The 26182-nt window shown below is 38.2% G+C and carries 29 protein-coding genes; 9 read left to right on the forward strand and 20 right to left on the reverse strand.

What is annotated here, in order from left to right:
* Positions 1 to 183: 183 nt before the first annotated feature.
* The 3 genes from C0J00_RS10175 to C0J00_RS10185 are packed head-to-tail and all read left to right on the forward strand — an operon-like array spanning position 184 to position 2121.
* Positions 184 to 510 (forward strand): PadR family transcriptional regulator, encoded by a 327-nt coding sequence (locus C0J00_RS10175; protein WP_104968743.1) that lies wholly within the window; start codon positions 184 to 186, stop codon positions 508 to 510.
* Positions 497 to 1081: a DUF1700 domain-containing protein gene (locus tag C0J00_RS10180; protein ID WP_104968744.1), complete on the forward strand. Its 585-nt coding sequence runs from the start codon at positions 497 to 499 to the stop codon at positions 1079 to 1081. Before C0J00_RS10175 ends, C0J00_RS10180 begins: the two co-directional genes overlap by 14 nt.
* Positions 1078 to 2121, forward strand: a complete 1044-nt coding sequence (locus C0J00_RS10185) for a DUF4097 family beta strand repeat-containing protein (RefSeq protein WP_104968745.1) — start codon at positions 1078 to 1080, stop codon at positions 2119 to 2121. Before C0J00_RS10180 ends, C0J00_RS10185 begins: the two co-directional genes overlap by 4 nt.
* Positions 2122 to 2270: 149 nt before the next feature.
* Here the strand turns inward: C0J00_RS10185 and C0J00_RS10190 are convergent, their stop codons facing one another.
* A complete protein-coding gene (locus C0J00_RS10190; protein ID WP_104968746.1) occupies positions 2271 to 2624 on the reverse strand; it encodes a DUF1304 domain-containing protein in 354 nt (117 codons plus the stop codon).
* Between the two features lie 155 nt (positions 2625 to 2779).
* On the opposite strand from C0J00_RS10190, the gene C0J00_RS10195 reads away from it, so the two are divergent.
* The gene (locus tag C0J00_RS10195; protein ID WP_104968747.1) at positions 2780 to 2980 is read left to right on the forward strand and encodes a hypothetical protein; all 201 of its coding nucleotides are present in this window, start codon (positions 2780 to 2782) and stop codon (positions 2978 to 2980) included.
* Between the two features lie 136 nt (positions 2981 to 3116).
* Here C0J00_RS10195 and C0J00_RS10200 read toward each other — a convergent pair whose 3' ends face one another.
* From C0J00_RS10200 to mnmA, 11 genes are all read right to left on the reverse strand, one after another.
* A complete protein-coding gene (locus tag C0J00_RS10200) occupies positions 3117 to 4631 on the reverse strand; it encodes a flavocytochrome c (RefSeq protein WP_104968748.1) in 1515 nt (504 codons plus the stop codon).
* A gap of 287 nt (positions 4632 to 4918) precedes the next feature.
* The gene (rpsD, locus tag C0J00_RS10205; protein ID WP_104968749.1) at positions 4919 to 5530 is read right to left on the reverse strand and encodes a 30S ribosomal protein S4; all 612 of its coding nucleotides are present in this window, start codon (positions 5528 to 5530) and stop codon (positions 4919 to 4921) included.
* Positions 5531 to 5764: 234 nt separating this feature from the next.
* Positions 5765 to 6139, reverse strand: coding sequence for a helix-turn-helix domain-containing protein (locus tag C0J00_RS10605; RefSeq protein ID WP_233995848.1), 375 nt, complete (start codon positions 6137 to 6139; stop codon positions 5765 to 5767).
* Between the two features lie 171 nt (positions 6140 to 6310).
* A complete protein-coding gene (locus C0J00_RS10215) occupies positions 6311 to 6601 on the reverse strand; it encodes a Veg family protein (RefSeq protein ID WP_050319918.1) in 291 nt (96 codons plus the stop codon).
* 60 nt (positions 6602 to 6661) lie between these two features.
* Positions 6662 to 8023 (reverse strand): replicative DNA helicase, encoded by a 1362-nt coding sequence (gene dnaB / locus C0J00_RS10220; RefSeq protein WP_104968750.1) that lies wholly within the window; start codon positions 8021 to 8023, stop codon positions 6662 to 6664.
* Between the two features lie 48 nt (positions 8024 to 8071).
* Positions 8072 to 8524, reverse strand: coding sequence for a 50S ribosomal protein L9 (gene rplI / locus C0J00_RS10225; RefSeq protein WP_104968751.1), 453 nt, complete (start codon positions 8522 to 8524; stop codon positions 8072 to 8074).
* Between the two features lie 3 nt (positions 8525 to 8527).
* Positions 8528 to 10495, reverse strand: coding sequence for a DHH family phosphoesterase (locus C0J00_RS10230; RefSeq protein WP_104968752.1), 1968 nt, complete (start codon positions 10493 to 10495; stop codon positions 8528 to 8530).
* 82 nt (positions 10496 to 10577) lie between these two features.
* Positions 10578 to 12482 carry a tRNA uridine-5-carboxymethylaminomethyl(34) synthesis enzyme MnmG gene (gene mnmG, locus C0J00_RS10235; RefSeq protein ID WP_104968753.1) on the reverse strand — a complete coding sequence of 635 codons (1905 nt, stop codon included), beginning with the start codon at positions 12480 to 12482 and terminating at the stop codon, positions 10578 to 10580.
* 1 nt (position 12483) lies between these two features.
* Positions 12484 to 12942 carry an NUDIX hydrolase gene (locus tag C0J00_RS10240; protein ID WP_104968754.1) on the reverse strand — a complete coding sequence of 153 codons (459 nt, stop codon included), beginning with the start codon at positions 12940 to 12942 and terminating at the stop codon, positions 12484 to 12486.
* Positions 12943 to 13144: 202 nt separating this feature from the next.
* A complete protein-coding gene (locus C0J00_RS10245; protein WP_104968755.1) occupies positions 13145 to 13516 on the reverse strand; it encodes an HIT family protein in 372 nt (123 codons plus the stop codon).
* Positions 13517 to 13534: 18 nt separating this feature from the next.
* Positions 13535 to 14656 (reverse strand): tRNA 2-thiouridine(34) synthase MnmA, encoded by a 1122-nt coding sequence (gene mnmA / locus C0J00_RS10250; protein ID WP_104968756.1) that lies wholly within the window; start codon positions 14654 to 14656, stop codon positions 13535 to 13537.
* A 217-nt stretch (positions 14657 to 14873) separates the two neighbouring features.
* Between mnmA and sdaAB the strand changes: the two genes are divergently transcribed.
* The 3 genes from sdaAB to C0J00_RS10265 are packed head-to-tail and all read left to right on the forward strand — an operon-like array spanning position 14874 to position 17029.
* Positions 14874 to 15548, forward strand: coding sequence for an L-serine ammonia-lyase, iron-sulfur-dependent subunit beta (sdaAB, locus tag C0J00_RS10255; protein WP_104968757.1), 675 nt, complete (start codon positions 14874 to 14876; stop codon positions 15546 to 15548).
* An 11-nt stretch (positions 15549 to 15559) separates the two neighbouring features.
* Entirely contained in the window at positions 15560 to 16435 is an 876-nt protein-coding gene (sdaAA, locus tag C0J00_RS10260) for an L-serine ammonia-lyase, iron-sulfur-dependent, subunit alpha (protein WP_104968758.1), read from the forward strand.
* On the forward strand, positions 16436 to 17029 hold the full coding sequence (locus C0J00_RS10265; RefSeq protein ID WP_104968759.1) for a histidine phosphatase family protein: 594 nt from the start codon (positions 16436 to 16438) through the stop codon (positions 17027 to 17029). It begins immediately after the preceding gene.
* Positions 17030 to 17051: 22 nt separating this feature from the next.
* Here the strand turns inward: C0J00_RS10265 and C0J00_RS10270 are convergent, their stop codons facing one another.
* The 8 genes from C0J00_RS10270 to yfmF form a co-directional block, all read right to left on the reverse strand.
* Positions 17052 to 17747 (reverse strand): lysozyme family protein, encoded by a 696-nt coding sequence (locus tag C0J00_RS10270; protein WP_104968760.1) that lies wholly within the window; start codon positions 17745 to 17747, stop codon positions 17052 to 17054.
* A gap of 390 nt (positions 17748 to 18137) precedes the next feature.
* Positions 18138 to 18938 (reverse strand): energy-coupling factor transporter transmembrane component T family protein, encoded by an 801-nt coding sequence (locus tag C0J00_RS10275; RefSeq protein ID WP_104968761.1) that lies wholly within the window; start codon positions 18936 to 18938, stop codon positions 18138 to 18140.
* Positions 18931 to 19773 (reverse strand): energy-coupling factor transporter ATPase, encoded by an 843-nt coding sequence (locus tag C0J00_RS10280; RefSeq protein ID WP_104968762.1) that lies wholly within the window; start codon positions 19771 to 19773, stop codon positions 18931 to 18933. Before C0J00_RS10280 ends, C0J00_RS10275 begins: the two co-directional genes overlap by 8 nt.
* The gene (locus C0J00_RS10285) at positions 19749 to 20576 is read right to left on the reverse strand and encodes an energy-coupling factor ABC transporter ATP-binding protein (protein ID WP_104968886.1); all 828 of its coding nucleotides are present in this window, start codon (positions 20574 to 20576) and stop codon (positions 19749 to 19751) included. The genes C0J00_RS10280 and C0J00_RS10285 overlap by 25 nt, the downstream gene beginning before the upstream one ends.
* 11 nt (positions 20577 to 20587) lie before the next feature.
* A complete protein-coding gene (gene pgsA / locus C0J00_RS10290) occupies positions 20588 to 21130 on the reverse strand; it encodes a CDP-diacylglycerol--glycerol-3-phosphate 3-phosphatidyltransferase (RefSeq protein ID WP_104968763.1) in 543 nt (180 codons plus the stop codon).
* Positions 21131 to 21136: 6 nt separating this feature from the next.
* The gene (locus C0J00_RS10295) at positions 21137 to 22006 is read right to left on the reverse strand and encodes a helix-turn-helix domain-containing protein (protein ID WP_104968764.1); all 870 of its coding nucleotides are present in this window, start codon (positions 22004 to 22006) and stop codon (positions 21137 to 21139) included.
* Between the two features lie 72 nt (positions 22007 to 22078).
* Positions 22079 to 23353, reverse strand: a complete 1275-nt coding sequence (gene yfmH / locus C0J00_RS10300) for an EF-P 5-aminopentanol modification-associated protein YfmH (protein WP_104968765.1) — start codon at positions 23351 to 23353, stop codon at positions 22079 to 22081.
* A gap of 2 nt (positions 23354 to 23355) precedes the next feature.
* Positions 23356 to 24603: an EF-P 5-aminopentanol modification-associated protein YfmF gene (gene yfmF, locus C0J00_RS10305; RefSeq protein WP_104968766.1), complete on the reverse strand. Its 1248-nt coding sequence runs from the start codon at positions 24601 to 24603 to the stop codon at positions 23356 to 23358.
* An 84-nt stretch (positions 24604 to 24687) separates the two neighbouring features.
* On the opposite strand from yfmF, the gene yaaA reads away from it, so the two are divergent.
* Positions 24688 to 25068, forward strand: a complete 381-nt coding sequence (gene yaaA, locus C0J00_RS10310) for a S4 domain-containing protein YaaA (RefSeq protein ID WP_104968767.1) — start codon at positions 24688 to 24690, stop codon at positions 25066 to 25068.
* Between the two features lie 3 nt (positions 25069 to 25071).
* Entirely contained in the window at positions 25072 to 26169 is a 1098-nt protein-coding gene (gene recF, locus C0J00_RS10315; RefSeq protein ID WP_104968768.1) for a DNA replication/repair protein RecF, read from the forward strand.
* Positions 26170 to 26182: the final 13 nt, after the last annotated feature.

Consider the following 26182-nt stretch of genomic DNA (forward strand, 5'->3'; position numbering starts at 1 on the left):
AACGCTTTCAATAACTCTAGTTTAACATAATTGACAAGTGAAAGAAACAAGCTTTGTGAAAATGCTTTATAACAATATATTATTTTTTTATATATAAAATATTGACATATAAAAAAGACAGGTTTATAATCAATGTATAAAATAATTATATATAAAAATTTTACAAACAAAGGAGCTGATGACATGTACTTTCCAGTATCATCAACCCTGATTGAATTTTTGATTTTAGCCATTCTTGAAAAGGAAGATTCCTACGGCTACGAAATTAGCCAGACGATTAAATTAGCAGCAACGATCAAGGAGTCAACTCTTTATCCTATTTTAAAGAAATTAGGACAAGCAGGCTACGTCTCTCATTATAGTCAGGAACACCAAGGTCGCAAACGCAAGTATTACGCCTTAACAGAAGATGGAAGAAATCACCTAAACGATTTAAAAACGCAATGGCAAAGTTATAAGGATACCCTAGATGGGATTGTGGAAGGGAGTTTAAGACATGACAAGGACTGAATACTTAAAGCAGCTGGATAAATATCTGCACCGTTTACCAGAGGAAGATTACCAAGAAGCTATGGACTACTTCACCGAATACTTTGATGAAGCTGGTCCTGAAAACGAAGGCCATGTTATGGAAGAATTGGGAACACCTAAGGAAGCTGCCCAAGATATTCTAAATGCTCTTTGGGATAAAAAAGAAAATCAGGAAGACGATAGCCAAAAATCACGCGCTAAAACGCTCTGGATTGCTCTCCTAGCACTTTTTGCTGCACCTTTGGCACTTCCTATTATCTTGCTGGTTGTCGGGCTTATCATTGCTGCTGTTGCCATTATATTTGCTTTTGTCGTCACAGCTCTCGCCCTCTTAGTAGCAGGTATCGCTGTTCTAGCCGTTCTCATTTGGGAAAGTTTCACGCTCGTTCCACACTCGTTAGCCGCTGCAGCGCTAGGAGTAGGAACAGGATTACTAATCTTAGGGATTGGCATATTACTTTGGCTTTTCTTTATGGCATTAGCAAAAGCTATGACCCGTATCCTACTAGCTATTATCAGTCGTCTCACTAAGAAAGGACAGGCATCATGAAAAAATCAACTAAATTTCTTTTCATTCTTTCCCTCTTTTGTATTGGCTTTGGAATAGTTGCGATTCTCTGGGGAGATAAAAACGGTGGGTTAAAAGATATCAAAGAAGCGACAGCTGCCCAAAAAATTCAAAAAGAGTTAAGCTCATTTAAACAGTTGGATCTCAATTTAAACACCCGTGATCTCGTTATTGAACCGTCTAAAGATGACAAATGGCACTTAAGCTACTACTCTGATGACAAGGTCTTAGGAGAATTATCCACCCAACAAGATGGTGATAAACTCTCTCTAAAGGATCTTGAAAAAGATAATATAGTGACCGGACCACTATCAGCCTTAGGTTATTACCTCAATAATCAAGACAAAGACAGCCACGACGTGGTACTGTCAGTTCCTAAGGATGCTAAATTCGATAGTATCAAAGGCTACGTTTCAGGCTCAGCCCATCTCTATAATTTCTCAGTTAAAGAGGTCAATCTTACTTCTGAATCTATCTTCACTGACGACACAAGCATTTCAAAAGCCGACTTCTCTGCTTCATCTCTTTATTTGGATAACAGTAATATCAGTCAGTTAAAACTAAAAGCTTCGGACTATCTTTCATTGACCAATTCAACCATTAAAGATAGTGAACTTGAGGGAGACGCTACCATCCTAGACATCGATAAAAGTCGGCTTCAAAACACGTCAGTTGCTATTGAAAATGGCTCTTTCACTTTGACAGATACGGAACTTGATAACGTCTCTCTAACCGGCGACAGCAATGCCATTACTGCTAAGCAACTAATTCTCAAAAATCTAGTTGAAATCACTAGTCATTATAGCGATATCACTCTTCAATTAGATGATAAAACACGTACAAGTACTAACTTTAACATCAAGGTAACAAATGACGATCTCGAGGTATCTGATATGATTGCTGGACCAGATAAGGTAACTTCGGATGACAATCAAGAAAATCTCACTTTCAATAAACAGGTCAAAGATAATAAGGCGACCTTAACCATTGATAACCAAGAAGGACCTGTTTCGATTGACTAGTGTCATATCAAATAATCTGACCCAAAAATCATAAAACATAAAATGGCTTAGCATTAACGTTTTCGTGACAACGTCAGTCTAAGCCATTTTATATTGTTTCATTTTCAACTATAAAGCCAACATTTGAATGTTGTCTAAACTATTATTAGTTAAAATAGTAGAGTTATCAGAGCTAAGATAGCCAAACCACCCTGTGTTAGAATGATTTTCTTATCAGCAGTCAAGGCTCCATAAGCTGCGGCAAGAACTACATTAAGCAAGAAAACGACTACTAGCGTCTGATTCCCCGTCAAAATCCCAAATAGAAGAAAAATAGCAATCAAACCATTGTAAATCCCTTGGTTCTTGAATAATTTACTAACAGAGTCACGTGAGCGCTCCTCGAGAGACATGTTAAAGACGCGGCCTGTCGTCTCCGACTGAGTCGCAAAAGTCTCTAAATACATGATGTAAAAGTGTTCCAAAGCCACTAAAGTAGCTAAAATAAGTGTCATAATTGACATTGTTTCCTCTTTCTAAGTTAGCATCTTATTTAGACTAACTTCAACCTCATTATCATATCAAAAGTAACAATAAATCGCACTTACTTTTACCGCAAATTATGTTAACTTATTCACAATTTTGTGGTACAATAAAATAAAAACGAAAGAAGACACTTATGAAGAAAGATGCTGTTATTAAACGCCTACGTGAAGAATTAAAAATGCCTAAATTCAATGCTTTCTTTGAAGAAAAGGACTACAGTGAAGAGGATTATCAGCAGTTAAAAACTGATCTCCTCAACTACTACCGTGATTATGTCGATAATGTGGAAGCTGACTTCCAAGGCGGCCTCAAAACAAACGATGGACGAAAATAAGAAAACTCATATAATACTAGGTTACCATTCATGATGAGACAAAATCTATTGATGAGTAGCCTAGTTTTATTTTTTATTCTAGAACGAAAAAAGCCTTGATCTAGGAAATACCTACTCAAAGCTTTTTAATAGGGGCTTATTTAGCAAATTCAGCAGCTTTTGTACCTGCTTGACGACCAAAGACAACGATATCAGCAACGGCGTTACCACCGATACGGTTGCTTCCGTGTACGCCACCAGTTACTTCACCTGCAGCAAAGAGACCTGGAATAGCTGATCCATCTTTTTTCAATACTTCTGTGTTTGTATTGATTTTAAGACCACCCATTGTGTGGTGGATACCTGGTGCAATCTTAATCGCATAGAAAGGTCCTTTTGAAATGTCACGATCCATACCTGTTGTGCGACCAAATTCTGAATCATTCTTAGCGGCAACTGATTTATTCCAAGCATCAATTGTTGCTGTCATGTTTTCTGCTGAAACATCCATTTTCTTAGCCAAATCTTCAATAGAATCGGCTTTAATCACCATACCTTTTTCTTCGTAAGTATCAATTGATTTTGAATGTTCGCGAAGTTGTTGATCAAAGACAACGTATGCCGAACGTTCTGGAAGCCTATTGATTGCTGCAGAAACATTATCACGTGTTTCCATTTCATTGTAGAAACGTTTACCTTCTGCATTGATAAGAACAGCGCCCTCACCACGGATAGCTTCTGATACTAAGAAAGGATCTTTACCTTTCTCTTGATAGACAGTTGGGTGAATTTGGATTTGATCCATTTGAACAGTGTCTGCACCGAGCTTCTCAGCAAGGGCAATACCATCACCAGATGCACCTTTATGGTTGGTTGTAACATAATTTTTCAATTCTGGTTTGTATTCAGTAATCATTTCCATATTAGAACCGAAACCACCAGCAGTGTCAATAACGGCTTTCGCTGAAATTGTTTTTGTTTTCTTAGCCATTTTAACCTTAACACCAGTGACAGCACCATCTTTGTCGGTAATTTCTGTAACATCTGCGTTCACAAAGATAGGAACTTTTTTCTCTTTCAAGTTATTGTAAAGACCATCTACCAAGTAACCACCTACAGCTGAACCATCTGCTGGACGGTGAATACGCTCTTTAGAGAATCCACCAGAGAATGTAACATCACTCAAAGTAATTCCCATGCCATCTAGCCAGTCAATTGCTTCTGCAGAATTATCTACCATGTAACGAAGTAATTCTGGGTTGTTAGTCCCTTTACCACCTTTTAGAGTTTCCTCGTAGAACAAATCATTAGTGTCATCAATCCCTTGTTCTTTTTGGAATTTTGTTTCGGAAGCGTTCATACCTCCAGATGATTTATTGGTATTACCACCAATGACAGGCATTTTTTCAAAAATAGCAACATCTGCTCCGGCTTCTTGAGCTGAGAGAGCAGCTGCCATACCGGCACCTCCAGAACCAACAACGACAACATCATAGCTATCTTTTACTTCTGAAGGATCTGTATAGGTTTTTTGTGAAGCCCCTGAAACAGCTTCTTCTTTTGAAGACGATGAGGATTTTGTCTCTTTTGAATCATTTGAAGACTTACCACAAGCTACCAAGACAAAGATTGCTACAAAGCAAGCTATAATCTTTAACCAATTCTTTTTCATATCCAACTCCTTGAAATTTATTTCACAAGCATTTTAACTCAAAAAGGAAACGCTGTCAAGGTTTTGTGAAATTTTTTTCAGAAAAAACAATACTGAATCCCTATTAAATGTTTATTTTCTGGTAAATTTGAGTTGTTGAAAGTCAATGAGCAAAAGCTGTCCTATTTTTGAAACAGCTCTAAAATCACTCTGAAAGTTAGTAAAATGATAAACAAATTCAAAAACTTGCATTTCAAACAAAACAAAAAGCCCGTCGTAACAGGCTTTCTTTGCAATAAATATAAAAATTAAAGCATTTTGTTGTAGAATTCAACGATAAGTGCTTCGTTGATTTCTGGGTGGATTTCATCACGTTCTGGGAGACGAGTAAGAGATCCTTCGAGTTTTTCAGCATCGAATGATACGAATGCTGGACGTCCAACTGTAGCTTCAACTGCTTCAAGGATAGCTGGAACTTTAGCTGATTTTTCGCGAACTGAGATCACTTGACCAACTTCAACACGGTATGATGGGATATCAACGCGTTTTCCGTCAACAAGAATATGACCGTGGTTTACGAATTGACGAGCTTGACGGCGAGTCGTTGCAAGACCTAAACGGTAAACAACGTTGTCAAGACGACGCTCAAGAAGAAGCATGAAGTTGTAACCAAGGATTCCGCCTTTGATTTTTGTAGCTTGTACGAACAAGTTACGGAATTGTTTTTCACCCATTCCGTAAGTGAAACGCAATTTTTGTTTTTCAGCTAATTGCAAACCGTACTCAGAAAGTTTTGAACGGTTGTTTGGTCCGTGTTGTCCTGGAACGTAGTTACGGCGAGCAAGCTCTTTACCTGTTCCTGTAAGTGACAAGCCAAGACGACGGGCTTGTTTCCATGATGGTCCTGTATAACGTGACATTAAAATGTCCTCCTCTTTTGTTTTTGAAAATAGCGGAGCTACCTTCATATTTGAGGAAATAAGTATGTTCAATCCTGATTCGTGCAGATGCCCTTCGCCTAAACAGCCAAGGTTACTTGTATTTCAAGGTATCTGTTGACGAGCTTCATATTGAACTGCCATTATTTCACACAAAGAGTATTGTAGCATTTCTATACTTGAAAGTAAAGTAATAATTTTAAATGGTAAGTAATCCTATTGTTTCTTTGCTCCAATAATAAATAACACGATAACACTCGAGAAAAATACATAATTCTGGGTCTTTATAGCCATTATGATGAAAGGAACCATAACTATTAAGTATATGTAATCAATCGTATAATTTCCTACACGTAATCCTCTACTTTCTTTTTGTGAACTTTCAATCAGTAAGGACTCGATGCTGACTCCTAGTTGGTCACTAAGCCTCATCATATTCCGTTTACTAGGATAGGTTTCCCCATTTTCCCATTTTGAAATCGTCTTATCAGAAACATCTAACTGCTCTGCTAATTCTGCTTGTGTCAATCCATTGTCTTGACGGTATTTTTTTAGGGTTATGGCTAAAATCGTTTCTTTATCCAATATCATCCCTCCTTTACATCAATCTTACTAAAATCCTCATCTCTTTTACAGGAATATGATAAAAAGAGAGGGAACGAGAGTCATTATTTCATTAGAAACAGTCAACCTATTCTCAACTTTCTTTACTCAGGTGTCAATTTTCGTGTAAATAAAAAACCTCTGAGTGAGGTTCTAATGCTATTCAGCTGTTTCTTCTTCGTCAAAATAACGAATCAAGGTTTTCTCTGTCAAAATATCAGAGTAAGTATAAGATTCAACATAAGAATTGTTGATAGCTCCTGGTTCATCTGATTGTTCGTTGTATTCAACGATAAACAATGATTGATATACTTCAATCAAGCGGCCTGTTTTGGTTTTTTCACGCTTACGACCATTCTCTAAAGTTAATTCAACCAACTGTCCTTCATGATTTTTGACATCATCTTTAATTTTCTTCATTTTGGCTACATCAGCAAATGCATCACTCATATGGATTCTCCTATCTCTTAGACAAACCACTTTACAAGTTTGTCAACCTACCTATCACGTTTAAAACTCTTCAAATTGAGCTATACTTGAAAACTTATTATATTCTTTCTGGAACATCAACTTAACAGTTCCACGCGCGCCAGCACGGTTTTTCTCAAGGATGACTTCGACTGTATTATCCTCGATGGCTTCTTCTGATTCCTCACCTTCTTTTCGGTAATAATCATCACGATAAAGAAAGGCAACGATATCTGCATCCTGCTCGATAGACCCTGATTCACGAATATCCGAAAGAACCGGTCGCTTATCCTGACGTTGCTCAACGCCACGAGAGAGCTGACTAAGAGCAATCACGGGAACTCGTAATTCTTTTGCCAGAATCTTCAACTGACGTGAAATCTCTGAGACCTCTTGTTGACGATTTTCAGGACGAGTCCCTGAAATCAACTGCAAGTAGTCAATAACAATCAACCCTAGACCACCATCAACTTCTTGCGCGAGTTTACGAGAACGGGCTCGAATCTCGGTAATCTTAATCCCTGGTGTATCATCAATGTAAATGGGTGCTTCAGCAAGTGCGCCCTGAGCAATCATTACATTTGTCCAGTCTTGCTCGGTCAGTTGCCCCGTACGCAGAGAATGGGAATCAATCATCCCTTCTGCAGCTAGCATACGGTCAACCAAACTTTCTGCCCCCATCTCAAGAGAGAAAATGGCAACAGCCTTATTTTGCTTTGTTCCAACATTTTGAGCGATGTTAAGAACAAAAGCAGTCTTACCGACCGCAGGACGAGCAGCTAAAATAATCAGTTGGTCTGGGTGTAAACCAGTTGTAATACGGTCCAAATCTCTAAATCCTGTTGGAAGTCCTGTGACATCAGATGTCTGCTGGGCACGAATTTCAAGATTTTCAAAGTTTTGATCGAGTACACTAGCAATCGTTCTAAATCCACTTCGATTACTGTGTTCATTAATATCAATCAAGGCTTTTTCAGCACCAGCAATGATTTCTTCTGAATCAAGAGATCCTTCATAAGCTTCATTGACAGTATCTGTTAAGCGCTTGATAATATTACGCAACATGGCTTTTTCAGCCACAATTTTAGCGTAGTAATCTGCGTTAGCACTAGTTGGAACACTATTAACTAATTCTACAATGTAAGAGAGCCCTCCGATATTTTGAAGGTCTCCTTGACTATCAAGAATATTTCTAACTGTTGTCGCATCGATAGCATCGTGACGATCACTTAGGGTGATCATTGCCCTGAAAATAACCTTATGGGCATACTTATAAAAGTCATCTGCTTCGATAAACTCACGAACCGTTATCAGCTTGTCTGGTGAGATAAAGATGGATCCCAAAACAGACTGCTCGGCTACCAAATCTTGTGGCTGTACACGTAATTCTGGTGTGTCCGCCATCTTCTCACCTCCTTGTCAATCTTATGTGAATAAAGCCTTATCGACGATTTATACTTCTTTTATAGCCAACTTAATATCAGCAGTTACTTCTTTATGTAATTTAACAGGTACTTCAATCAAACCAATCGCACGAATCGGATGATCTAACTCAATATGACGTTTATCAACTTTGATGCCAAATTGTTTCTGCAACTCTTCAGCAATTTTCTTAGCCGTAACAGAACCGAAAGTACGACCATCAGGACCAACTTTTTCGGTAAACTGCACACGTGTTTCTTCTTTTTCAAGTTCAACTTTTGTGGCTTTAGCCTCTGCTAGAATCTCAGCTTGGTGTTTTTCTTCAGATTTTTGTTTACCTTTAAGCTCACCAATAGCTTGACTAGTAGCTTCTTTAGCCAAATTTTTCTTCAATAAGAAGTTTTGAGCATACCCAGTTGGTACTTCTTTAACTTCTCCTTTTTTACCCTTTCCTTTAACATCTTGTAAGAAAATAACTCTCATCCTCTACTCCTCCTCTACTTCTTTATCAATAATATCGAATAATTTCGCTTCTAAGTCAATCACAGCAATATTATCACATTGACAAGCAGCGAGGTTAAAATGACCTCCACCGCCCAATTGCTCCATAATACGCTGAACGTTTATATGATTTCGACTACGTGCTGAGATCGTTGTTTGACCTTTTTGATTTTTAGAAATAACAAAACTAGCTTCAACATTAGCCATTCTAAGAAGACTGTCAGCTGCCTTACTTGCAATGACATTATTATAAGAAACATCTTCCGGACCACTAGCAACCATGATATGGTCTTTATATAATTTAGCCTTCAAAATTAATTCATTGACTTGGCGATATTCTTCAAAATCAGTTGCAGCGATCGATTGAATTTCAGCACTGTCACTCCCCAAACTTCTCAGATAGCTAGCTACATCAAATGTACGACTGGTTACGCGTGTTGAAAAATTCTTAGTATCAAGCATAATACCCGCCATCAAGAGACTAGCCTGAAGTTTATTTAGTTTGTTATCCTTAGCATTTTGGAATGTAATCAATTCAGTGACCAATTCAGCCGCTGAGCTGGCACCACTCTCAATAAAGGTCAAGACAGCATTATCAGGGAAATCATCATCTCGACGATGATGGTCAACTACAATGGTTTCACGAAACTCATCAAACAACTCTTTCGATAGTGTCAGACTAGTTTTAGAGTGGTCAACCATGATTAACAATGATCTATGATCAACCATCTGTAAAGCTTCTGAAATTGTCACAAGATCAGTGGAGTCATCTTCTTTCAGACGTTCAATGGCTCTTTCTATATCCATTCCCATATCACTAGGATCGTAGACAACATAAGATTCTGATACTAATTGATTAGCGAAGAATTGCATCCCAACAGCTGAACCTAAAGCGTCCATATCTAAACGGCGATGTCCTACAACAAATACCTTATCAACTGACTTAATCTTATCTGATATAGCCGACATCATCGCACGCGTTCGCGTTCTAGAACGTTTAACTGTAGAAACTGTTCCCCCTCCAAAGTAGAGCAAATCAGCATGTTCTTCATTTTCTTTAAGAACGGCTTGATCTCCACCACGAACCAAAGCGATGTTCAGATTTTCTTGAGCAATCACACCAATCTGATTATGGTGCCCCCTTCCATAGGAAATCCCCATACTCAAGGTCAGTGATAAGTCATATTCTTGAGCCTCTTGACGGAAACGATCTAGAATATCGAATTTATCGTCAATTAATTTTTCGAGGGTACCATAATCCGTAAAGAAGTAAAAACGGTCCATAGCAACGCGACGATAGAAAATAGCATGCTCTTCTGCAAAATTAGCAATAAAATTAGCTACAAAACTATTAATGCTTGAAACATCAGCATCTGCCATGTTATCTGTAAAATCATCATAATTGTCGACAGACATAATCCCAATAACAGGACGTTTTTTAAGAGCCTTTTGACTACTTTCAATTTCTTGACTCGCATCGAAGAAGTAAAAAACACCTGCCTCTAAATCCATATAAGAATTATAACGTGCATCTCCAATAGTAATACTACGCGTTGGAGCCCCCTCTTTGTGGGCATTAATGAGATTTTGGACAATCTGAGTATCAAATTTCCCAGACTCAGGGTCACTAAAAATCAGCTGAGAATACGGATTATACCAGTCAATATCACTTTCTTCGGGATCAAACTTAATCACTCCAACTGGCATTTTATCTAGCAAGGTTTTTAAGCTTGACTCAGTTTGATCATTTAATAGTTCAATTTGTTCATCTTCCGATAGTTGATAACTTTCTTTCTGAAAATAAAGCAATGCCGTCAAAAATAAACACGCCAAAAAAATAGCAATCAATAGACCAGTTTCTGACTGTGTTAGACGCACACTGATGGCCAAGAGACCAAATACAATCATGCCAATCATCACAAGATGAATGGTTTCAAAACGAAATCTTTTCATTTAATAACCTCTTAAGGTCATATTATACCACAAAAAGCCCTGAATATCAGGACTCTTTTTACCTTTATAGATTACAGTTTGATTACTTATCAAGGTTACGACGGGCCTTATTATTGCCTTCTAGATAAACCATCAAAATCGAAATATCAGCTGGATTCACGCCCGAGATACGGCTAGCTTGTCCAATGGTTTCTGGATTAATTTTCTTGAACTTTTGACGGGCTTCAGTAGCAATAGAATCAATCGCATCCCAGTCGATGTTAGCTGGAATTCGTTTTTCTTCCATACGTTTCATCTTGTCAACCTGATCAAGAGCTTTATTAATATAGCCTTCATACTTGATTTCCGTTTCCAAAAGTTCAATTACTTTACTATCCAAGTCCTCAGCTGCAGGTCCTACAAAGTCTGTCGCCACCTTATAATCAATCTCCGGACGGCGCATGAAAGCCTTAGCTGTCATAGCATCTGTCAATGATTTAAAGCCAAGAGATTGGATGCGCTCATTAGTTTCCTTGACAGGTTTTAGCTTAACCGTGTCAAGTCGTGTCAACTCATTGTCAAACTGATTTTTCTTGATTTCAAAGGCATTCCAGCGCTCATCATCAACCAAACCAACTTGACGTCCGAGTGGTGTCAACCGCATATCCGCATTGTCATGGCGAAGAATGAGACGGTATTCTGCACGAGACGTTAAGAGACGGTATGGCTCTAAGGTTCCTTTAGTGACAAGGTCGTCAATCATAACACCGATATAAGCATCAGAACGTTTTAAGATAAATTCTGGCTTACCTTGGACTTTAAGAGCTGCATTGATACCAGCAATAATACCTTGTCCAGCAGCTTCTTCATAACCAGATGTTCCATTGGTTTGACCAGCGGTAAAGAGACCTGAAATCACCTTAGTTTCCAAGGTTGCACGCAGTTGGTGTGGCAAGACAATGTCATACTCTATGGCATAACCCGTACGCATCATTTCGGCATTTTCCAACCCCTTAACCGAATGAATCAGCTCGCGTTGTACATCCTCTGGTAAAGAGGTTGACAATCCTTGTACGTAAACTTCATCAGTATGACGTCCTTCTGGTTCAAGGAAAAGCTGATGGCGTTCCTTATCCGCAAAACGGACAATCTTGTCTTCAATCGATGGACAATAACGCGGACCAACCCCCTTGACAACACCTGAGAACATCGGAGCGCGGTGAAGATTTTTCTTGATCAAATCATGACTATCTGCATTAGTGTATGTCAACCAGCAGTCAACTTGATCAGTAATATAGTCTTCATCCTTAGACATAAATGAAAAATGATTCGGTTTCGTGTCACCAGGTTGCACTTCTGTCACGGAATAGTCAATGGTTGACCCTTTGACACGTGGTGGTGTCCCTGTTTTAAAGCGACCAATTTCAAGACCATGCTTGACAAGGTTGTCAGCCAGTGTCACTGAAGCCAAGCTGTTATTTGGTCCAGATGAATACTTGAGTTCACCTAAGATAATTTCCCCACGCAAGGCTGTTCCTGTTGTGATCACAACTGCACGAGCCCCATATTTTTGACCAGTAGCTGTCAAGACACCGACAACTTGTCCATCTTCAACCAAAATGTCATCAATCATAGATTGACGTAAGGTCAAATTTTCTTCTTGCTCAACAGTCTTTTTCATCTCTTCCGCATAAAGATGCTTATCTGCTTGGGCACGAAGGGCACGCACCGCAGGACCTTTCCCAGTATTGAGCATCTTCATCTGAATATAGGTTTTATCAATATTTTTACCCATTTCACCACCAAGGGCGTCGATTTCACGGACGACAATCCCCTTAGCAGAGCCGCCAATGGATGGGTTACACGGCATGAAAGCTAGCATATCTAAGTTAATGGTCGCTAATAAGGTTTTAGACCCCATCCGGCTAGCCGCTAAAGCAGCTTCGACACCCGCATGTCCAGCACCAACAACAATGACGTCAAATGTTTCACTAAAAGTATGTTCCACTTTAATCTTCTCCATCTTTATTTACAATATGTTTTAACTGGCCATCCCAGTTTATTAAAGCCTTTTTGAGGAAGGCGGGATTTAAATTTATATTATCAAGTTCATTTAGAGAGACCCACTCACATCGTCTTATTTGCCCTCCCTCCTCAATCTTTGAATTGGGAGATGATAACGGAGTAACAACATAATGAAATTCTATTTGATGGTATTCCGTATTTTCTAAAGAAAAATGATTTTCAACAACAAAAGCTAATTGACCAACTTCAATCTGAATCCCAACCTCTTCATAAATTTCACGTTTAATAGCAGTTTCTGTCAACTCATTGACAAGAATAGCACCACCTAGCAAATAATACTCGTCTTTTGGTGATTTAGCTAAATAAAGCTTATCCTCTTTCAGCATCAAAGCTGATACCCGAACTCCAAAACTATGGTGATTAACCTTAGTACGAAAATCCATCCCTTTTCCTCCAATATTATTTTTACTCAAGAAAAGTCAAAAAGAGACTAGTCAACGACGTATCCTTTTGATTTTTTAAGAGAGTAAAAACACAAAAATAGCCAAAACCCTCAATCATTGCAGACCAAAAAGACCTGCAAGACCATGAGCTTTGACTTTCATGATATTACTAAAGATAGTTTATCAAATAAAAGCTAAGGATTCAAGATTTATAATTTTGCTTTTCTGGAATGACTCCTCTAACACCACCAGTAGGATCGGCGACATCACCAATATAACGTGGTATTAGGTGAACATGACAGTGAAAGATCGTCTGACCAGCATCTTTCCCGCAATTAACACCAATATTATATCCTGCAGGCGTGTATCGATCATCTAAATCGACTTTGCATTTCAATAACAAATCATCAATCGCATTTTTTTCGTCAGTTGTTAGAGCAAAATAGTCTTCTACATGGCGCTTAGGAACAATCAAAACATGTCCTTCCGATACCGGATTATTATCATAAAAAGCCTTTGCAAGATCATTCTCAGTTAAAACTGTTTCAAGTTCACAAAAAACACAACAATCCATCTTTACACCTCAGTCAACTTAAATATACTGACAAGCAACGCCATCTTTATAAGCTTGGTCAATAATCCCACCACCAAGACATTCATCACCATCGTAGAAAACAACGGCTTGCCCTGGTGTGATGGCACGTTGTGGCTCAGCAAAGATAACTTCTGCCTTGTCAACTGTCACCTTGACAGTTACTTTACTGTCTGGTTGACGGTAACGGAATTTTGCCGTGCATTCTAAGGTAAATTCTTCAGGCATTTCACGTGTAAAGTGAATGGTTGAAGCGTCAAGTGAGGTTGACATGAGAGACTCATGGTAGAAACCTTGCCCAACATAAAGGATATTTTTTGACAAGTCTTTACCCACAACAAACCAAGGCTCATTATCGCCACCTTGTTGACCACCGATACCAAGACCACCACGTTGACCAATGGTATAGTACATAAGTCCAGCATGTTCGCCCATATCACGACCGTCAACTGTCATCATACGCCCCTTTTGAGCAGGAAGGTATTGACTAAGGAACTCTTTAAAGTTCTTCTCACCAATAAAGCAGATTCCAGTAGAATCTTTTTTCTTAGCTGTTGCAAGCCCAGCACGCTCTGCTATTTCACGTACCTCTGATTTTTGCAGGTGACCAAGTGGAAACATGGTCTTTTGCAATTGTTCTTGTGATAATTGACTTAAGAAATAAGTTTGATCCTTACCATTATCAGCGCCACGAAGCATGTGAACAGTCCCATCTTCATCACGCGCAACCTGCGCATAATGCCCAGTCGCCACATAATCAGCGCCTAGACTCATGGCATAGTCCAAGAAAGCCTTAAATTTAATTTCTTTATTACACATGACGTCTGGATTGGGAGTGCGTCCCGCACGATATTCCGCTAAGAAATACTCAAAAACACGGTCCCAATACTCTTTTTCAAAGTTAACCGAGTAATAAGGAATCCCAATCTGATCCGCTACAGCTGCGACATCTTTGTAGTCTTCTGTCGCCGTACAGACGCCGAATTCGTCGGTGTCATCCCAGTTTTTCATGAAGACACCAACAACATCATAACCCTGCTCCTTGAGCAAGAGGGCTGTTACTGAGGAATCAACTCCTCCACTCATGCCGACAACGACACGAGTCTTTGAATTATCATTCATCTGATAAGTCTCCCATCTTTTCGTTTGTTAACGTACGATTTGAAGGTCGTCGTTTATCAAAAGTCGATTTGAAGGTCGATTTTGAATGCCCGAAGGCAGACTACATTATAACACTATTTTGATAGATTTCCAAAAGGCAACAACTTATTAACAATACTCTATTTTTAAAGCGCTTTATTTGTTATAATAAAGACAACTTTAATCTTAGGAGCTTGTTATGAAACCTCTAAAATTTCAATCTGTTTTCGATATTATTGGACCTGTCATGATTGGTCCGTCATCGAGCCATACCGCAGGTGCTGTGAGAATAGGACGACTGATTCACTCTATTTTAGGCATGGAACCAAAGGAAGTCACTTTTTACCTTTACAACTCTTTTGCTAAAACCTACCGCGGTCATGGAACAGATCGTGCCCTCGTTGCTGGGATTATGGGTATGGATACGGACAATCCTAACATTAAGCATTCACTAGAAATTGCTCATGAAAAGGGAATTCGTATCTACTGGGAAATTTTAAAGGAAGGTGACGCTCCCCACCCTAACACTGTCAAAATCGAAGTCAAAGATTCCAATGGCAACAGCATGAGCCTTACTGGTATTTCTATCGGTGGTGGTAATATCCAAGTGACAGAACTAAATGGTTTTGCCGTAACCCTGCAGATGAACACCCCTACCATTATCGTTGTTCATCAAGATGTACCTGGTATGATTGCAAAAGTCACCGATATTTTATCTGATTATGATATCAATATTGCTCAGATGAACGTTACTCGTGAAAAAGCCGGACAAAAGGCCATTATGATCATTGAAGTTGATTCACGGGACTGTCAAGATGCTGTCAATGCAATCGAAACTATTCCACATCTCTACAATGTCAATTACTTTGGATAAGGAGGCAGATCATGTTTTACTCAATTAAAGAATTAGTGCAGCAAGCAGAAGAAAATTATAATGGTTCCGTTGCTGATTTAATGATTGCCACTGAAATAGAGTTGACCGGTCGTCAAGAAGACGAAATCCGCTATATTATGTCTCGTAATTTAGAAGTCATGCTAGCCTCTGTTAAAGATGGTTTGAATAAGGAAAAATCTGTTAGTGGTCTGACAGGTGGCGATGCTTTTAAGTTGAATCAATACATCCAAAAAGGGAATACCCTATCTGAACCCACCATTCTAACAGCTGCACGTAACGCCATGGCTGTCAATGAGCAAAACGCTAAAATGGGATTGGTCTGTGCCACTCCAACTGCTGGAAGCGCTGGTTGTATTCCCGCTATCATTTCAACAGCTATTGAAAAATTAAATCTGACTGCAGAAGAACAGCTTGATTTTCTCTTTACAGCAGGAGCATTTGGATTGGTCATTGCTAACAATGCTTCTATTTCTGGAGCAGAAGGTGGCTGTCAAGCTGAAGTTGGTTCAGCAGCAGCTATGGGAGCAGCAGCTATGGCAATGGCTGCTGGAGGAACTGCCTACCAAGCTAGTCAAGCTGTCGCCTTCGTCATCAAAAATCTACTCGGTCTTGTCTGCGATCCAGTAGCTGGTTTAGTCGAAGTTCCCTGTGTCAAGCGCAATGCCATGGGAGCAAGCTTTGCTCTAGTAGCAGCTGATATGGCGCTAGCTGGTATTGAATCAAAAATTCCAGTTGACGAGGTTGTTGACGCCATGTATCAAGTCGGCAAGGCCATGCCTACAGCCTTTAAAGAAACTGCCGAAGGAGGACTCGCTGCAACACCTACCGGAAAACGCTATGCTCAAGAAATCTTTGGAGGTATCTAGATGAAACAAACCATCTATCTCATCCGACATGCTGAACCTAATTATAATAATCATCAGGATGATGAAAGAGAACTGACAGCTAAAGGTTTACAAGACTGTCAACTATTACTAGATTACTTTAAGGATATTAACATTGATAGGATTTACTCTAGCCCCTTCAAACGTACTCTTCAAACCATTGATGAACTAGCCAAGGAAAAAAATTTACCCATCCAAATTAAAGAGAACTTTAGAGAACGTAAAATTGATGATGTTTGGATTGATGATTTCAATACCTTTTCTCAGCGTCAGTGGCAAGACTTTAACTATAAACTAGCAAAAGGTGAGAGCCTCCAAGAAGTACAAGATCGAAATATCCAACAACTGCAAGAGATACTAAAGGAACAAGAAACTTCTATCATTATTTCTTCGCACGGAACAGCCATCTCTACTATTCTCAATTATTATGATCATCAATTTTCCTTTGATAACTTTCAAGCTATTAAACAACTCATGCCTTTTCTGGCAACACTATCATTTGAAAATGGTAAGCTTCAAGATTTTAGCATAAGAAATCTTTTTAACGATCAAATCGTCTATACAAAAAGAAGTTGACAATCTGTCAACTTCTTTTATATTAATAACCCCAAGCTGATAAGCCTTGAGCATTGTAAGCATTAATAGCTGAATTAATCTGATCTTGGATAGTAGCTGTAGAACCCCAGCCCGGCATAGTTTGGAAAAGCCCTGAGGCGCCAGAAGCATTACGAGCACCAACTTGACCATTTGATTCACGAGCTATAATGTGTTCCCATGTTGCTTGATCTACACCTGTGGCTGCCGCCATTTGTGCTGCTGCATAAGCTCCATCCTTACCAGCAGTATTACCATTAGCTAAAGCACCTGTAGATGTTGGCGCCGCATAATGCTGTGTCTGTTGTACGGGTGTCGCTGTTACTTGCGTATTATAAGCCACCTCAGATGCCACTGCTTGTTCTGAATTTGTAGCTACTGCCGCTGTCTCTGGCGCTGCTACAGCAGCAACCTCACTGACAGGAGCTTCACTAGTAGTTGAAGCCTCATTTGAACTTGGTGCAGTTTCACTAGCAGATGACCTAGAAGTACTTGACGTTTTTGTGGCCTCACTTGAAGAAGCTTGACTACTGGTCTCCTGTGTTGGTTTTATCTCAACTTCCTCGGATTCTGCTTTTGAAAAGTAACTGTTGGAACTGAAAACCCCTGTTGCTCCCAGAATAGCACCAAAAGCTAAAAGCGGTAATAACAAATACAAGGTCTTTTTCTTTAATTTATTTTCTTTTAAATGTCGTTTCATAGTAAAATATCTCTTTCTTAAAGTGATCCTTATTTATCATACTCTTCTTTTATTACTTAATAATGAAAGTTATATGACAAATATGACATTACCTTGTTAAATTCATAAATATCCGACAAAAATCACTCTTTTTATTTATCAAAAAGCTCCATACGCCGTATAAATAAAACTATTAAGATATTCTGCGACAATAAGCGAGCAAATTAACTTGACAAAACTATAAACAATCTTGACAAATCTGGTAAAGAATCTAGCATCTGTTTTAATAACTTGTTTACTATTGTGTAAAGATATCATTTAAAAAGAACATTACCGTTACAGCCTTTAACTTTAATATAGGGCAATTATCCATATAAAAAAGTTGAGTCTGAGAGGCTCAACTTTGATTTTTTAAACAGTTGTTTTTAGCATAAATAATGTGACACCAAGTAGCAGAAAGGCTAAAATCGTTAGACTATCAGATAACTGCCACTTGAGTTGACGATATTTTGTCCGACCATCTCCACCTTGATAACCACGTGATTCCATAGCAGTAGCCAAAGCATCAGCTCTCTTGAAACTTGACGCAAATAAGGGGATAAGAATAGGAATAATCGTTTTGACCTTCTGCATAAGGTTTCCCTCACCAAAATCAACACCACGCGCCCTCTGTGCATTCATGATTCTCGTCGTATCATCCATTAAAGTTGGAACAAAACGTAAACTAAGCGATAGCATTAGACCTATTTCATGTGCTGGTACTTTGAAAACACGTAATGGTTTTAAAAGAGACTCCACTGCATCAGCTAAACTTAAAGGCATTGTTGTCAAGGTCAATATCGTTGACATCAGAATGATTAAAACAAAACGCATGAAAATCAACAAAGCCTGAGCTAAGCCAAAATCCGTAATTTTAAACACCCAAAAAGTAAATAATGGATTACCTTGTGTCGTAAAGAAGACTTGAAACAAAGTGGTAAATAAGATAATCCCAATCATCGGCTTGACACCGTTAATAAAGAACTTGACTGGAATCTGGGAAAGAATAACCGCAACCAAAGTAAATGCCAACATAATAGCATTAGTCACCACATTATTTGCCCAAAAGACAACAATAATAAACAGCATCATTGCAATCAATTTACTACGAGGATCCAAACGATGGACAAGAGAATCACCAGGGATATAACGACCTAATATTAACTTATCCACGCCTAATCTCCTCCTTAAACTGCTCTATCGTAATCGGTAATGATGGTAATGAGAGCCCTCTTTTTTGCAATCGATAAGCAAATTTGGTGATTTTAGGTACCCCAACCTGCTTTTCTTCTAAAAAGGCAACATCTTGGAAAAGATCGACCGGACTTCCCTGAGCGACAATCTGTCCTTTTTCAAGTAGATAGGCATAATCAGCATAATCAGCAACATCATCCATCAAGTGTGTAACTAGTACAATCGTCATACCAGAGTCATGTAACTGCTTGAACAAGGTCATCAACTCTTTGCGACCTCTAGGATCTAAACCTGCCGTTGGCTCATCTAAAATAAGGATTTCTGGTTGCATAGCCAATATACCAGCAATGGCAACCCGTCGCATTTGACCACCCGATAAATCAAATGGATTTTGATCAAATAAATCTTCAGAAATTCCTACTTGTTTCAAACTCTGACGAGCACGGTCTTCAGCTTCTTCTACAGAAACACCAAAATTTTGTGGTCCAAAAGCCACATCCTTTAAAACAGTTTCATCAAATAACTGACTTTCAGGAAATTGGAAAACCAATCCAACCTTTTGCCTTACTGACTTAATATCTTTAGGCTTGGCAGACGAAGCAATCTCAAAATCATCAACATAAACAGTTCCTTCTGTCGGGATATTCAGACCGTTCAGCAGCTGCATAATGGTCGACTTACCTGAACCAGTATGTCCGATAAAGGCCGTATATGACCCTTTTTCAATCTTCAAATCAATATCAAAAAGGGCACGCCCTTCAAAGGGTGTCCCAGCTTGATAGGTATAACTTACATTTTTGAGAGAAATTCCCATAAGTCATCTTCCAATTCTGTTTCTGTTCTGTATTCTTTTGATTGCCATCCAATATCCTGCAAAGATTCTTGCAAACGAACCGTAAATGGTAAATCTAGACCAAGTGCCACCAGATCATTACCTCGTGAAAGGAGTTCCCTAGGTGTTGAAATTGACTCAATTTCACCCGACTTCATGACAATAACACGATCACTAAGAGCAACTTCATCTAAATCATGTGTGATTGAAATAATGGTCATGTCAAATTGCTGGCGGATTGTTTGAATCGTCCCCAATAGTTCCTGACGGCCATCTGGATCCAACATGCTCGTTGACTCATCAAAGATTAAAATTTTAGGTCGAGTTGCAAGAGCACCTGCAATAGCTACGCGTTGCTTTTGTCCCCCAGAAAGTCTAGCAGGTTCACGTGTTTTAAATGCCGTCATCCCAACTAATGCCAAAGCTTCCGTGACTCTATTGGTCATTTCAGAATGACTAATACCCTTGTTTTCAAGACCAAATGCAACATCATCTTCAACAGTGGCACCAACAAATTGATTGTCAGGATTTTGAAAAACCATACCAATATCCTGTCGAATTTCCCAAATATTTTCTTCAGTTAACTTTTTACCAGCAATGTGAATATCACCTGATTCTGCTAGTAACAAACCATCGAGTAACCGAGCTGTTGTTGATTTTCCTGAACCATTATGTCCTACAATAGATAACCATTCTCCAGGTTTCACGTGAAACGAAACATCTTTTAGAGTATAATCTTCTTGATCTTCCTGGTATTTAAAAAATAAATTTGAAACCTCAATCATACGCTCACTCATCATTTAAAAGTGTCTTTAAACAAGAAACCAGCACCTTTAAAATAATCATATCCTGAGTAAATCGTAAAGAATAAAGCGATATAAAGCATGACTGTTCCTAGAAAGTTTAAGTGACATAGTAATAAAATAACAGCTAACATTTGAGTCACTGTTTTAATCTTACCAGGCATAGCTGCTGCCAAAACTTCACCACCAGTTTCAACCAAAAGTAAACGAAGTCCCGTTACAGCCAACTCACGACAGATAATAACTGCTGATACCCAAGCTGGCGCCATTCCCAAACCAACAAGCATGATAAAGGCACTCATCACAAGCATTTTATCAGCCAAAGGATCGGCAAATTTACCAAAGTTAGTCACTACGTGCCATTTACGTGCTAAATAACCGTCTAGGTAGTCTGTAAAACTCGCTACAGCAAAGATAATCGCTGCTACGATATGACCAAATAGACTACTAGAAAAAGACGTTAGTAGCAAAAATAGGGGAATCATGAAGATGCGAATTACAGTTAATAAATTAGGGATATTTTCTTTTTTTGTCATTGTACCTTACTCAATCGTTAATGTAATATAACCAGTTGTATCAGCTAGTAATGATGATAAATCAAGTTCCTGTCCATTCACAGTCACCATAATACCAGAAGTATTGCCAAGTGTAATAAGAGTCTCACTCGTATCTTCCGACAAAGCTACACGAGTTGTCGGTGTTTCTTGGTTGAGCGTTGCACCTGATTCGTAGTTTGAATTAGATACTGAAAACCAGTTGTCTGGAGCTCCTTCTGATAAACTAAACACAATATCTACAGGTTTTCTAGCTTTAGATAAGCTTGCTGTCAGATTAAGCCCATCACCCGCTGGTGTGACTTCAAGTATTGGTAGTTCACTAGATGAACTCGTTGAAGATTCGCGGTTTGTTGACGTTTGCTGAAAACTTTGACTTTCCTCTTGCTTATTATCCAAGGCATCACGCTTCCAAAAAACAAAACATAATAAACTAACCAGAACAACCAAAGCTAACAGGGCCACCATAGGAAAGAGAAAGTTTTTTCTTGCTGGTGATGTTTTAAACTGGCGATGACTAGTCCATTTTTGTCCACTATCTGATCGGCTGTAAGACTCTGTGTCCTTCTCAGTTTTGTCATCATTAGAAACTATTTGAGTTGCCAATCTCTCTTGCCTTTCAGCGACTGCAATGTGATAATCACGTAACAGTTCCTCATGATCTAAATCAACCGCTTCAGCATATTTTTTGATATAGGAAATTTCATAAGATTTACTTGGTAAAAGTGAAAACTGATCCATTTCCATGGATAGAAGATAAGAGGATTTTATACCAGTTAAGGCTTCAAGGTCATCGAGACTATAATGTTTAGATTCGCGACCATCTCTTAACTGCGTTCCAACTGATTTTTTTATCATGTGTCAACCCCTCATTTCTAATCCATTTCGTTAATCTCTAGTATATCAAAAAATCCATCATTTTCCCATGACTTATTTTGGAAAAATAGTAACAGTAGTTGCTTCCATATGAGATACAAAATGGTTTGCTATCTTATGAATATCTTCCAATGATATCTTACGGATAAGTTCTCCTGTTTCCAAGTAATCTGTACCATCCGCCAAAGCAAGTGTCATTTGATTGGCTAACTGATCAATCGAATCTAAAGATTTTATAAAATCACCATACATTTCTTTTTTTAAAAGGATCAGATGTTCTTCTGAAAAGTCAGCATTTGTTGCAAATGTTTGGAATAATTTCTTCACTTTCCTAGTCATCGCAATCGGCTGATCCGTATCAAAAGTAATTGTCACAAATTTAAATTGTGAGGTGACTTCAAGGTGGAAATCAAAAGAATAATCAATTAGCCCATTATCATACCAATCCTGATAAGTCTCAGAAGTCCACCCCAATAACATAGATAAAAATAACCTCAAACCTAGCTTATAGCAATGATAAGTTATTCCTTCTAACTCATTTACGACCCTAAAGCCCAAACCTAGCTTAGGTTGCGTAACATCCATTGACAAACGACTTGATGTAACAATAGGATGTATTTGGAGTGGCATAACAGCTACTGACCTCTCATTGACATCTTTGTTTACAAAACCGTCAATATCATTGACAACATCGTCAACTTCAATTTTACCTACAATAACCATTGTTAATTGATTCAGTTGATAAAAATAATCATGAGCAGAGGTTAAATCACTTAAGCAAATTTGTTCTACAGTCTGCTCATTGCCTGCAATGTCTTCACTCAAGGCTGTATTGGGATATAGATTAGCTAAAAGAGCCTTATTCATCTGATAGTCACTATCATCTTCATACATCAAAATTTCATTTTGAATAATTGGCCGTTCCTCATCAACACTCTCATGTGTCATATGCCTTTCTCTAACTAAAGTAATCAGTTGTTTGATACCTTCCTTAATCTCATTAACTGTTGAAAAATAGTAAACTGTTTGCTGGTAAGTCGTAAAGGCATTGGCCTCTGCTCCCAGAGCTGTAAAATCTTCTAAAGCATCTTTCCCATCACTCATTTCAAAAATCTTATGTTCTAAAAAATGAGCCACCCCAAAAGGATAATCTACTTGACCATCAGCAAGTTTAATGGAGCTAGCAGTAGACCCAAAATTGGTTGCAATCATCACTTGCTTTTCATTAAAGTTTGGACGAGGTATCAAGACCAACTGTAAACCACAGTCAAGCTTTACACGCTGAACGAACAGTTTCAACTCTGGATATTCGCGATTATTTCTCTGCAATCTTAAGCGCTCCCTTCTAGAGTATATATGGCTTGTAACTTCATTCTTTTAGCAACGGCAATGATAGACTCTTTACTAACATTGTCAATCTCTGTCAATAAATTGTCAAGTGAGTTATCTCTATTAAAATAGTGGCGATGATAGGCTAGCTCAATGGATTGTTTAGGGTAATCCTGAGCAGCTAATAGCTGATTTTTTAACACAATTTTTGCTTGCTCAATTTCATCTTTTGTCATTTTTCCTAAACGCAATTCTTTAGTCTGTTTTAAAATCAGTCGTAAAGCTAAGGTTTTATTCGCTTTTTGAATCCCCGCATAGATAGTGAATAATTGTGAAAACGAATCGTAGTGACTTCCGATAGCATAAGCCAATCCCTTCTTCTCTCTAACATTAACAAATAACTTGGAAGTAGGTAGTTCACCCAACAAAGCATTGTAAACGGCAACCGATGCCATTTCTTTATCACCATAGCTAAAAGGTAGATGATAACCAATCTTTAAAATACTTTGCTTACTTTCTTTCTGCTCCAAATATTCTGAAATGACATTAGTATAATCTTGCTTGTAAAGTAACGTTAAATCTAAATGACGTTCTTTGAATGGAAACTGGTGGAAAATCTTGATGACTTCATAATCATCAAAGTCACCAACGATAAAAATATCAATTTGATCATGTTGCAACATGCGTTGAAATTCTTGATAAGTTGTGAATGAATTTTCTTTTTCCAAGAGTTCTTTAGTTGTCAAGGTTGACAAAGCCTGACAATCATCACCAAAAAATTGTCTTTTAAGTTCTTGGTCAGCTACATAAAACAAATCTTCATTTTCAGTGTCAATCGCTGCCATAACATTTTGTTTTTCTAATTCAAAACTAGAAGGCTGGTATTGCTCTGTCGTGATTAAAGGATTGAACAAAATCTCTTTAAAGACATCTAGTAATTCTTCTAATAACGAATGCGATTCAAAACTATAGGCATCACTAATCACCGAGGCATCAATGTCAACGCAATGTGTATACCCTTTTGTCATAACGTTAGTTGACAAGCTTGCACCGTAAAGGCTAGCTAATTTTTTTCGCAAATGGCGATTGGTTGGGTAAGCTTTACTGGCAGTCTCTAGCATTTGAGCAACTAAAACTCTTCTTGCTACATTTTTCCTATCCAAGTAACCACTAAAACGGCATTTGACCTGAACAGTTTTCAAAGATTCATTCTTAATGAGGTGCAAATTGACACCTTTGACAATTTCCATTTAAGCTCCTTTGAGAAAGAGTAGTTCCATAAATTATACCATTTTTTATGGTATAATGGCTTCAAATAAGATATGGAGAGACTAATGGATTACAAACTATTTGACGACTATATTACTCTACAAGCTCTTTTAAAAGAAACTGGTATCATCCAAAGTGGAGGTGCTATAAAGGGCTATTTGGCTGACAATACTGTCCTATTTAATGGTCAAGATGAAAAACGTCGTGGGAAAAAATTACGTCGTGGGGACAAAGTTGAACTGCTTAGCCAGGGTATCACGATTACACTTATTCAGCCAAATGAAGAAGAATTTAAACAGCACCAGCTTGATTTAGAAGAAAAAAATCGAGTAGCTGAATTGGTGAAAAAAATGAATAAAAACAATAAGAAACAGGTCAAAAAAGCTAATACAACATCAAAAACTGCCAGACAAACTAAAAAACCTGTGCGCTTCCCTGGGATGTAAATCATGTGGATTGAAAGCATTACTCTCAACCATTATCGTAATTACCAAGATATCTCTGCTCATTTTTCACAAAACCTTAACGTCTTTATCGGTCGTAATGCCCAAGGAAAGACGAACTTTTTAGAAGCTATCTACTTTTTATCCCTGACACGTAGTCATCGTACGCGCTCCGATAAAGAATTGATTGCTTTTAATCAAGATAATCTCCATCTTTCTGGCATTGTTCATAAACAAAATGGTAAAGTGCCCTTAGAAATTCACCTATCAGATAAAGGGCGCATTACAAAGGTCAATCATTTAAAACAAAATCGCTTGTCAGATTACATCGGGAATTTAACAGTCGTTTTATTTGCTCCTGAAGATTTACAGCTGATTAAAGGCTCACCTAGTTTAAGGCGAAAGTTTTTAGATATTGACTTGGGGCAGATTAAAACTATCTATTTATCAGATTTAAGCCAATACAATCATGTCTTAAAACAACGGAATGCCTATTTAAAAAATACTGAGAAAGTTGACACCACCTTTTTATCAGTCTTAGATGAACAACTGGCTGACTTTGGTAGTCGCGTTATGATACATAGACATCAGTTCATTAAAGATTTGGAAATAGAGGCGGCTAAGCATCATGCCACTATTTCAGAAGATACAGAGGTACTAAAAATCACTTACGATTCTTCTGTGAAGTTTACAGATTTGTCAACTTTACGCCAAGATTTTTTACAACAACTGACAAATCAACATCGACGTGATATCTTCAAAAAAAATACTGGTATCGGTCCGCATCGAGATGACATGTCCTTTTTTATCAATGATATGAATGCTAGCTTCGGTAGTCAAGGTCAACATCGTAGCTTGATTCTCTCTTTAAAAATGGCTGAAATTGAACTGATTAAACAATCAACAGGAGACTATCCCATTCTTTTACTTGACGATGTTATGAGTGAGCTTGACAATCACCGTCAAGCAAAATTACTCGAAGCCGTCTTAAAAGAAAATGTGCAAACATTTATTACCACAACAAGTCTGGATCATCTTAAACAAGTTCCAGAGAATATGACTGTCTTTACCATTAATCAAGGTACAATAAAATCAGGTTCCTAAACAGAACCTGATT

It is taken from the genome of Streptococcus pluranimalium, assembly GCF_002953735.1.
Classification (GTDB): domain Bacteria; phylum Bacillota; class Bacilli; order Lactobacillales; family Streptococcaceae; genus Streptococcus; species Streptococcus pluranimalium.

Coding starts and splice junctions, on each gene's coding strand:
- C0J00_RS10175 (WP_104968743.1), top strand. CDS start 184: ATGTACTTTCCAGTATCATCAACCCTGATTGAATTTTTGATTTTAGCC.
- C0J00_RS10180 (WP_104968744.1), top strand. CDS start 497: ATGACAAGGACTGAATACTTAAAGCAGCTGGATAAATATCTGCACCGT.
- C0J00_RS10185 (WP_104968745.1), top strand. CDS start 1,078: ATGAAAAAATCAACTAAATTTCTTTTCATTCTTTCCCTCTTTTGTATT.
- C0J00_RS10190 (WP_104968746.1), bottom strand. CDS start 2,624: ATGTCAATTATGACACTTATTTTAGCTACTTTAGTGGCTTTGGAACAC.
- C0J00_RS10195 (WP_104968747.1), top strand. CDS start 2,780: ATGAAGAAAGATGCTGTTATTAAACGCCTACGTGAAGAATTAAAAATG.
- C0J00_RS10200 (WP_104968748.1), bottom strand. CDS start 4,631: ATGAAAAAGAATTGGTTAAAGATTATAGCTTGCTTTGTAGCAATCTTT.
- rpsD (WP_104968749.1), bottom strand. CDS start 5,530: ATGTCACGTTATACAGGACCATCATGGAAACAAGCCCGTCGTCTTGGC.
- C0J00_RS10605 (WP_233995848.1), bottom strand. CDS start 6,139: ATGATATTGGATAAAGAAACGATTTTAGCCATAACCCTAAAAAAATAC.
- C0J00_RS10215 (WP_050319918.1), bottom strand. CDS start 6,601: ATGAGTGATGCATTTGCTGATGTAGCCAAAATGAAGAAAATTAAAGAT.
- dnaB (WP_104968750.1), bottom strand. CDS start 8,023: ATGGCGGACACACCAGAATTACGTGTACAGCCACAAGATTTGGTAGCC.
- rplI (WP_104968751.1), bottom strand. CDS start 8,524: ATGAGAGTTATTTTCTTACAAGATGTTAAAGGAAAGGGTAAAAAAGGA.
- C0J00_RS10230 (WP_104968752.1), bottom strand. CDS start 10,495: ATGAAAAGATTTCGTTTTGAAACCATTCATCTTGTGATGATTGGCATG.
- C0J00_RS10240 (WP_104968754.1), bottom strand. CDS start 12,942: ATGGATTTTCGTACTAAGGTTAATCACCATAGTTTTGGAGTTCGGGTA.
- C0J00_RS10245 (WP_104968755.1), bottom strand. CDS start 13,516: ATGGATTGTTGTGTTTTTTGTGAACTTGAAACAGTTTTAACTGAGAAT.
- mnmA (WP_104968756.1), bottom strand. CDS start 14,656: ATGAATGATAATTCAAAGACTCGTGTCGTTGTCGGCATGAGTGGAGGA.
- sdaAB (WP_104968757.1), top strand. CDS start 14,874: ATGAAACCTCTAAAATTTCAATCTGTTTTCGATATTATTGGACCTGTC.
- sdaAA (WP_104968758.1), top strand. CDS start 15,560: ATGTTTTACTCAATTAAAGAATTAGTGCAGCAAGCAGAAGAAAATTAT.
- C0J00_RS10265 (WP_104968759.1), top strand. CDS start 16,436: ATGAAACAAACCATCTATCTCATCCGACATGCTGAACCTAATTATAAT.
- C0J00_RS10270 (WP_104968760.1), bottom strand. CDS start 17,747: ATGAAACGACATTTAAAAGAAAATAAATTAAAGAAAAAGACCTTGTAT.
- C0J00_RS10280 (WP_104968762.1), bottom strand. CDS start 19,773: ATGGGAATTTCTCTCAAAAATGTAAGTTATACCTATCAAGCTGGGACA.
- C0J00_RS10285 (WP_104968886.1), bottom strand. CDS start 20,576: ATGATTGAGGTTTCAAATTTATTTTTTAAATACCAGGAAGATCAAGAA.
- pgsA (WP_104968763.1), bottom strand. CDS start 21,130: ATGACAAAAAAAGAAAATATCCCTAATTTATTAACTGTAATTCGCATC.
- C0J00_RS10295 (WP_104968764.1), bottom strand. CDS start 22,006: ATGATAAAAAAATCAGTTGGAACGCAGTTAAGAGATGGTCGCGAATCT.
- yfmF (WP_104968766.1), bottom strand. CDS start 24,603: ATGGAAATTGTCAAAGGTGTCAATTTGCACCTCATTAAGAATGAATCT.
- yaaA (WP_104968767.1), top strand. CDS start 24,688: ATGGATTACAAACTATTTGACGACTATATTACTCTACAAGCTCTTTTA.
- recF (WP_104968768.1), top strand. CDS start 25,072: ATGTGGATTGAAAGCATTACTCTCAACCATTATCGTAATTACCAAGAT.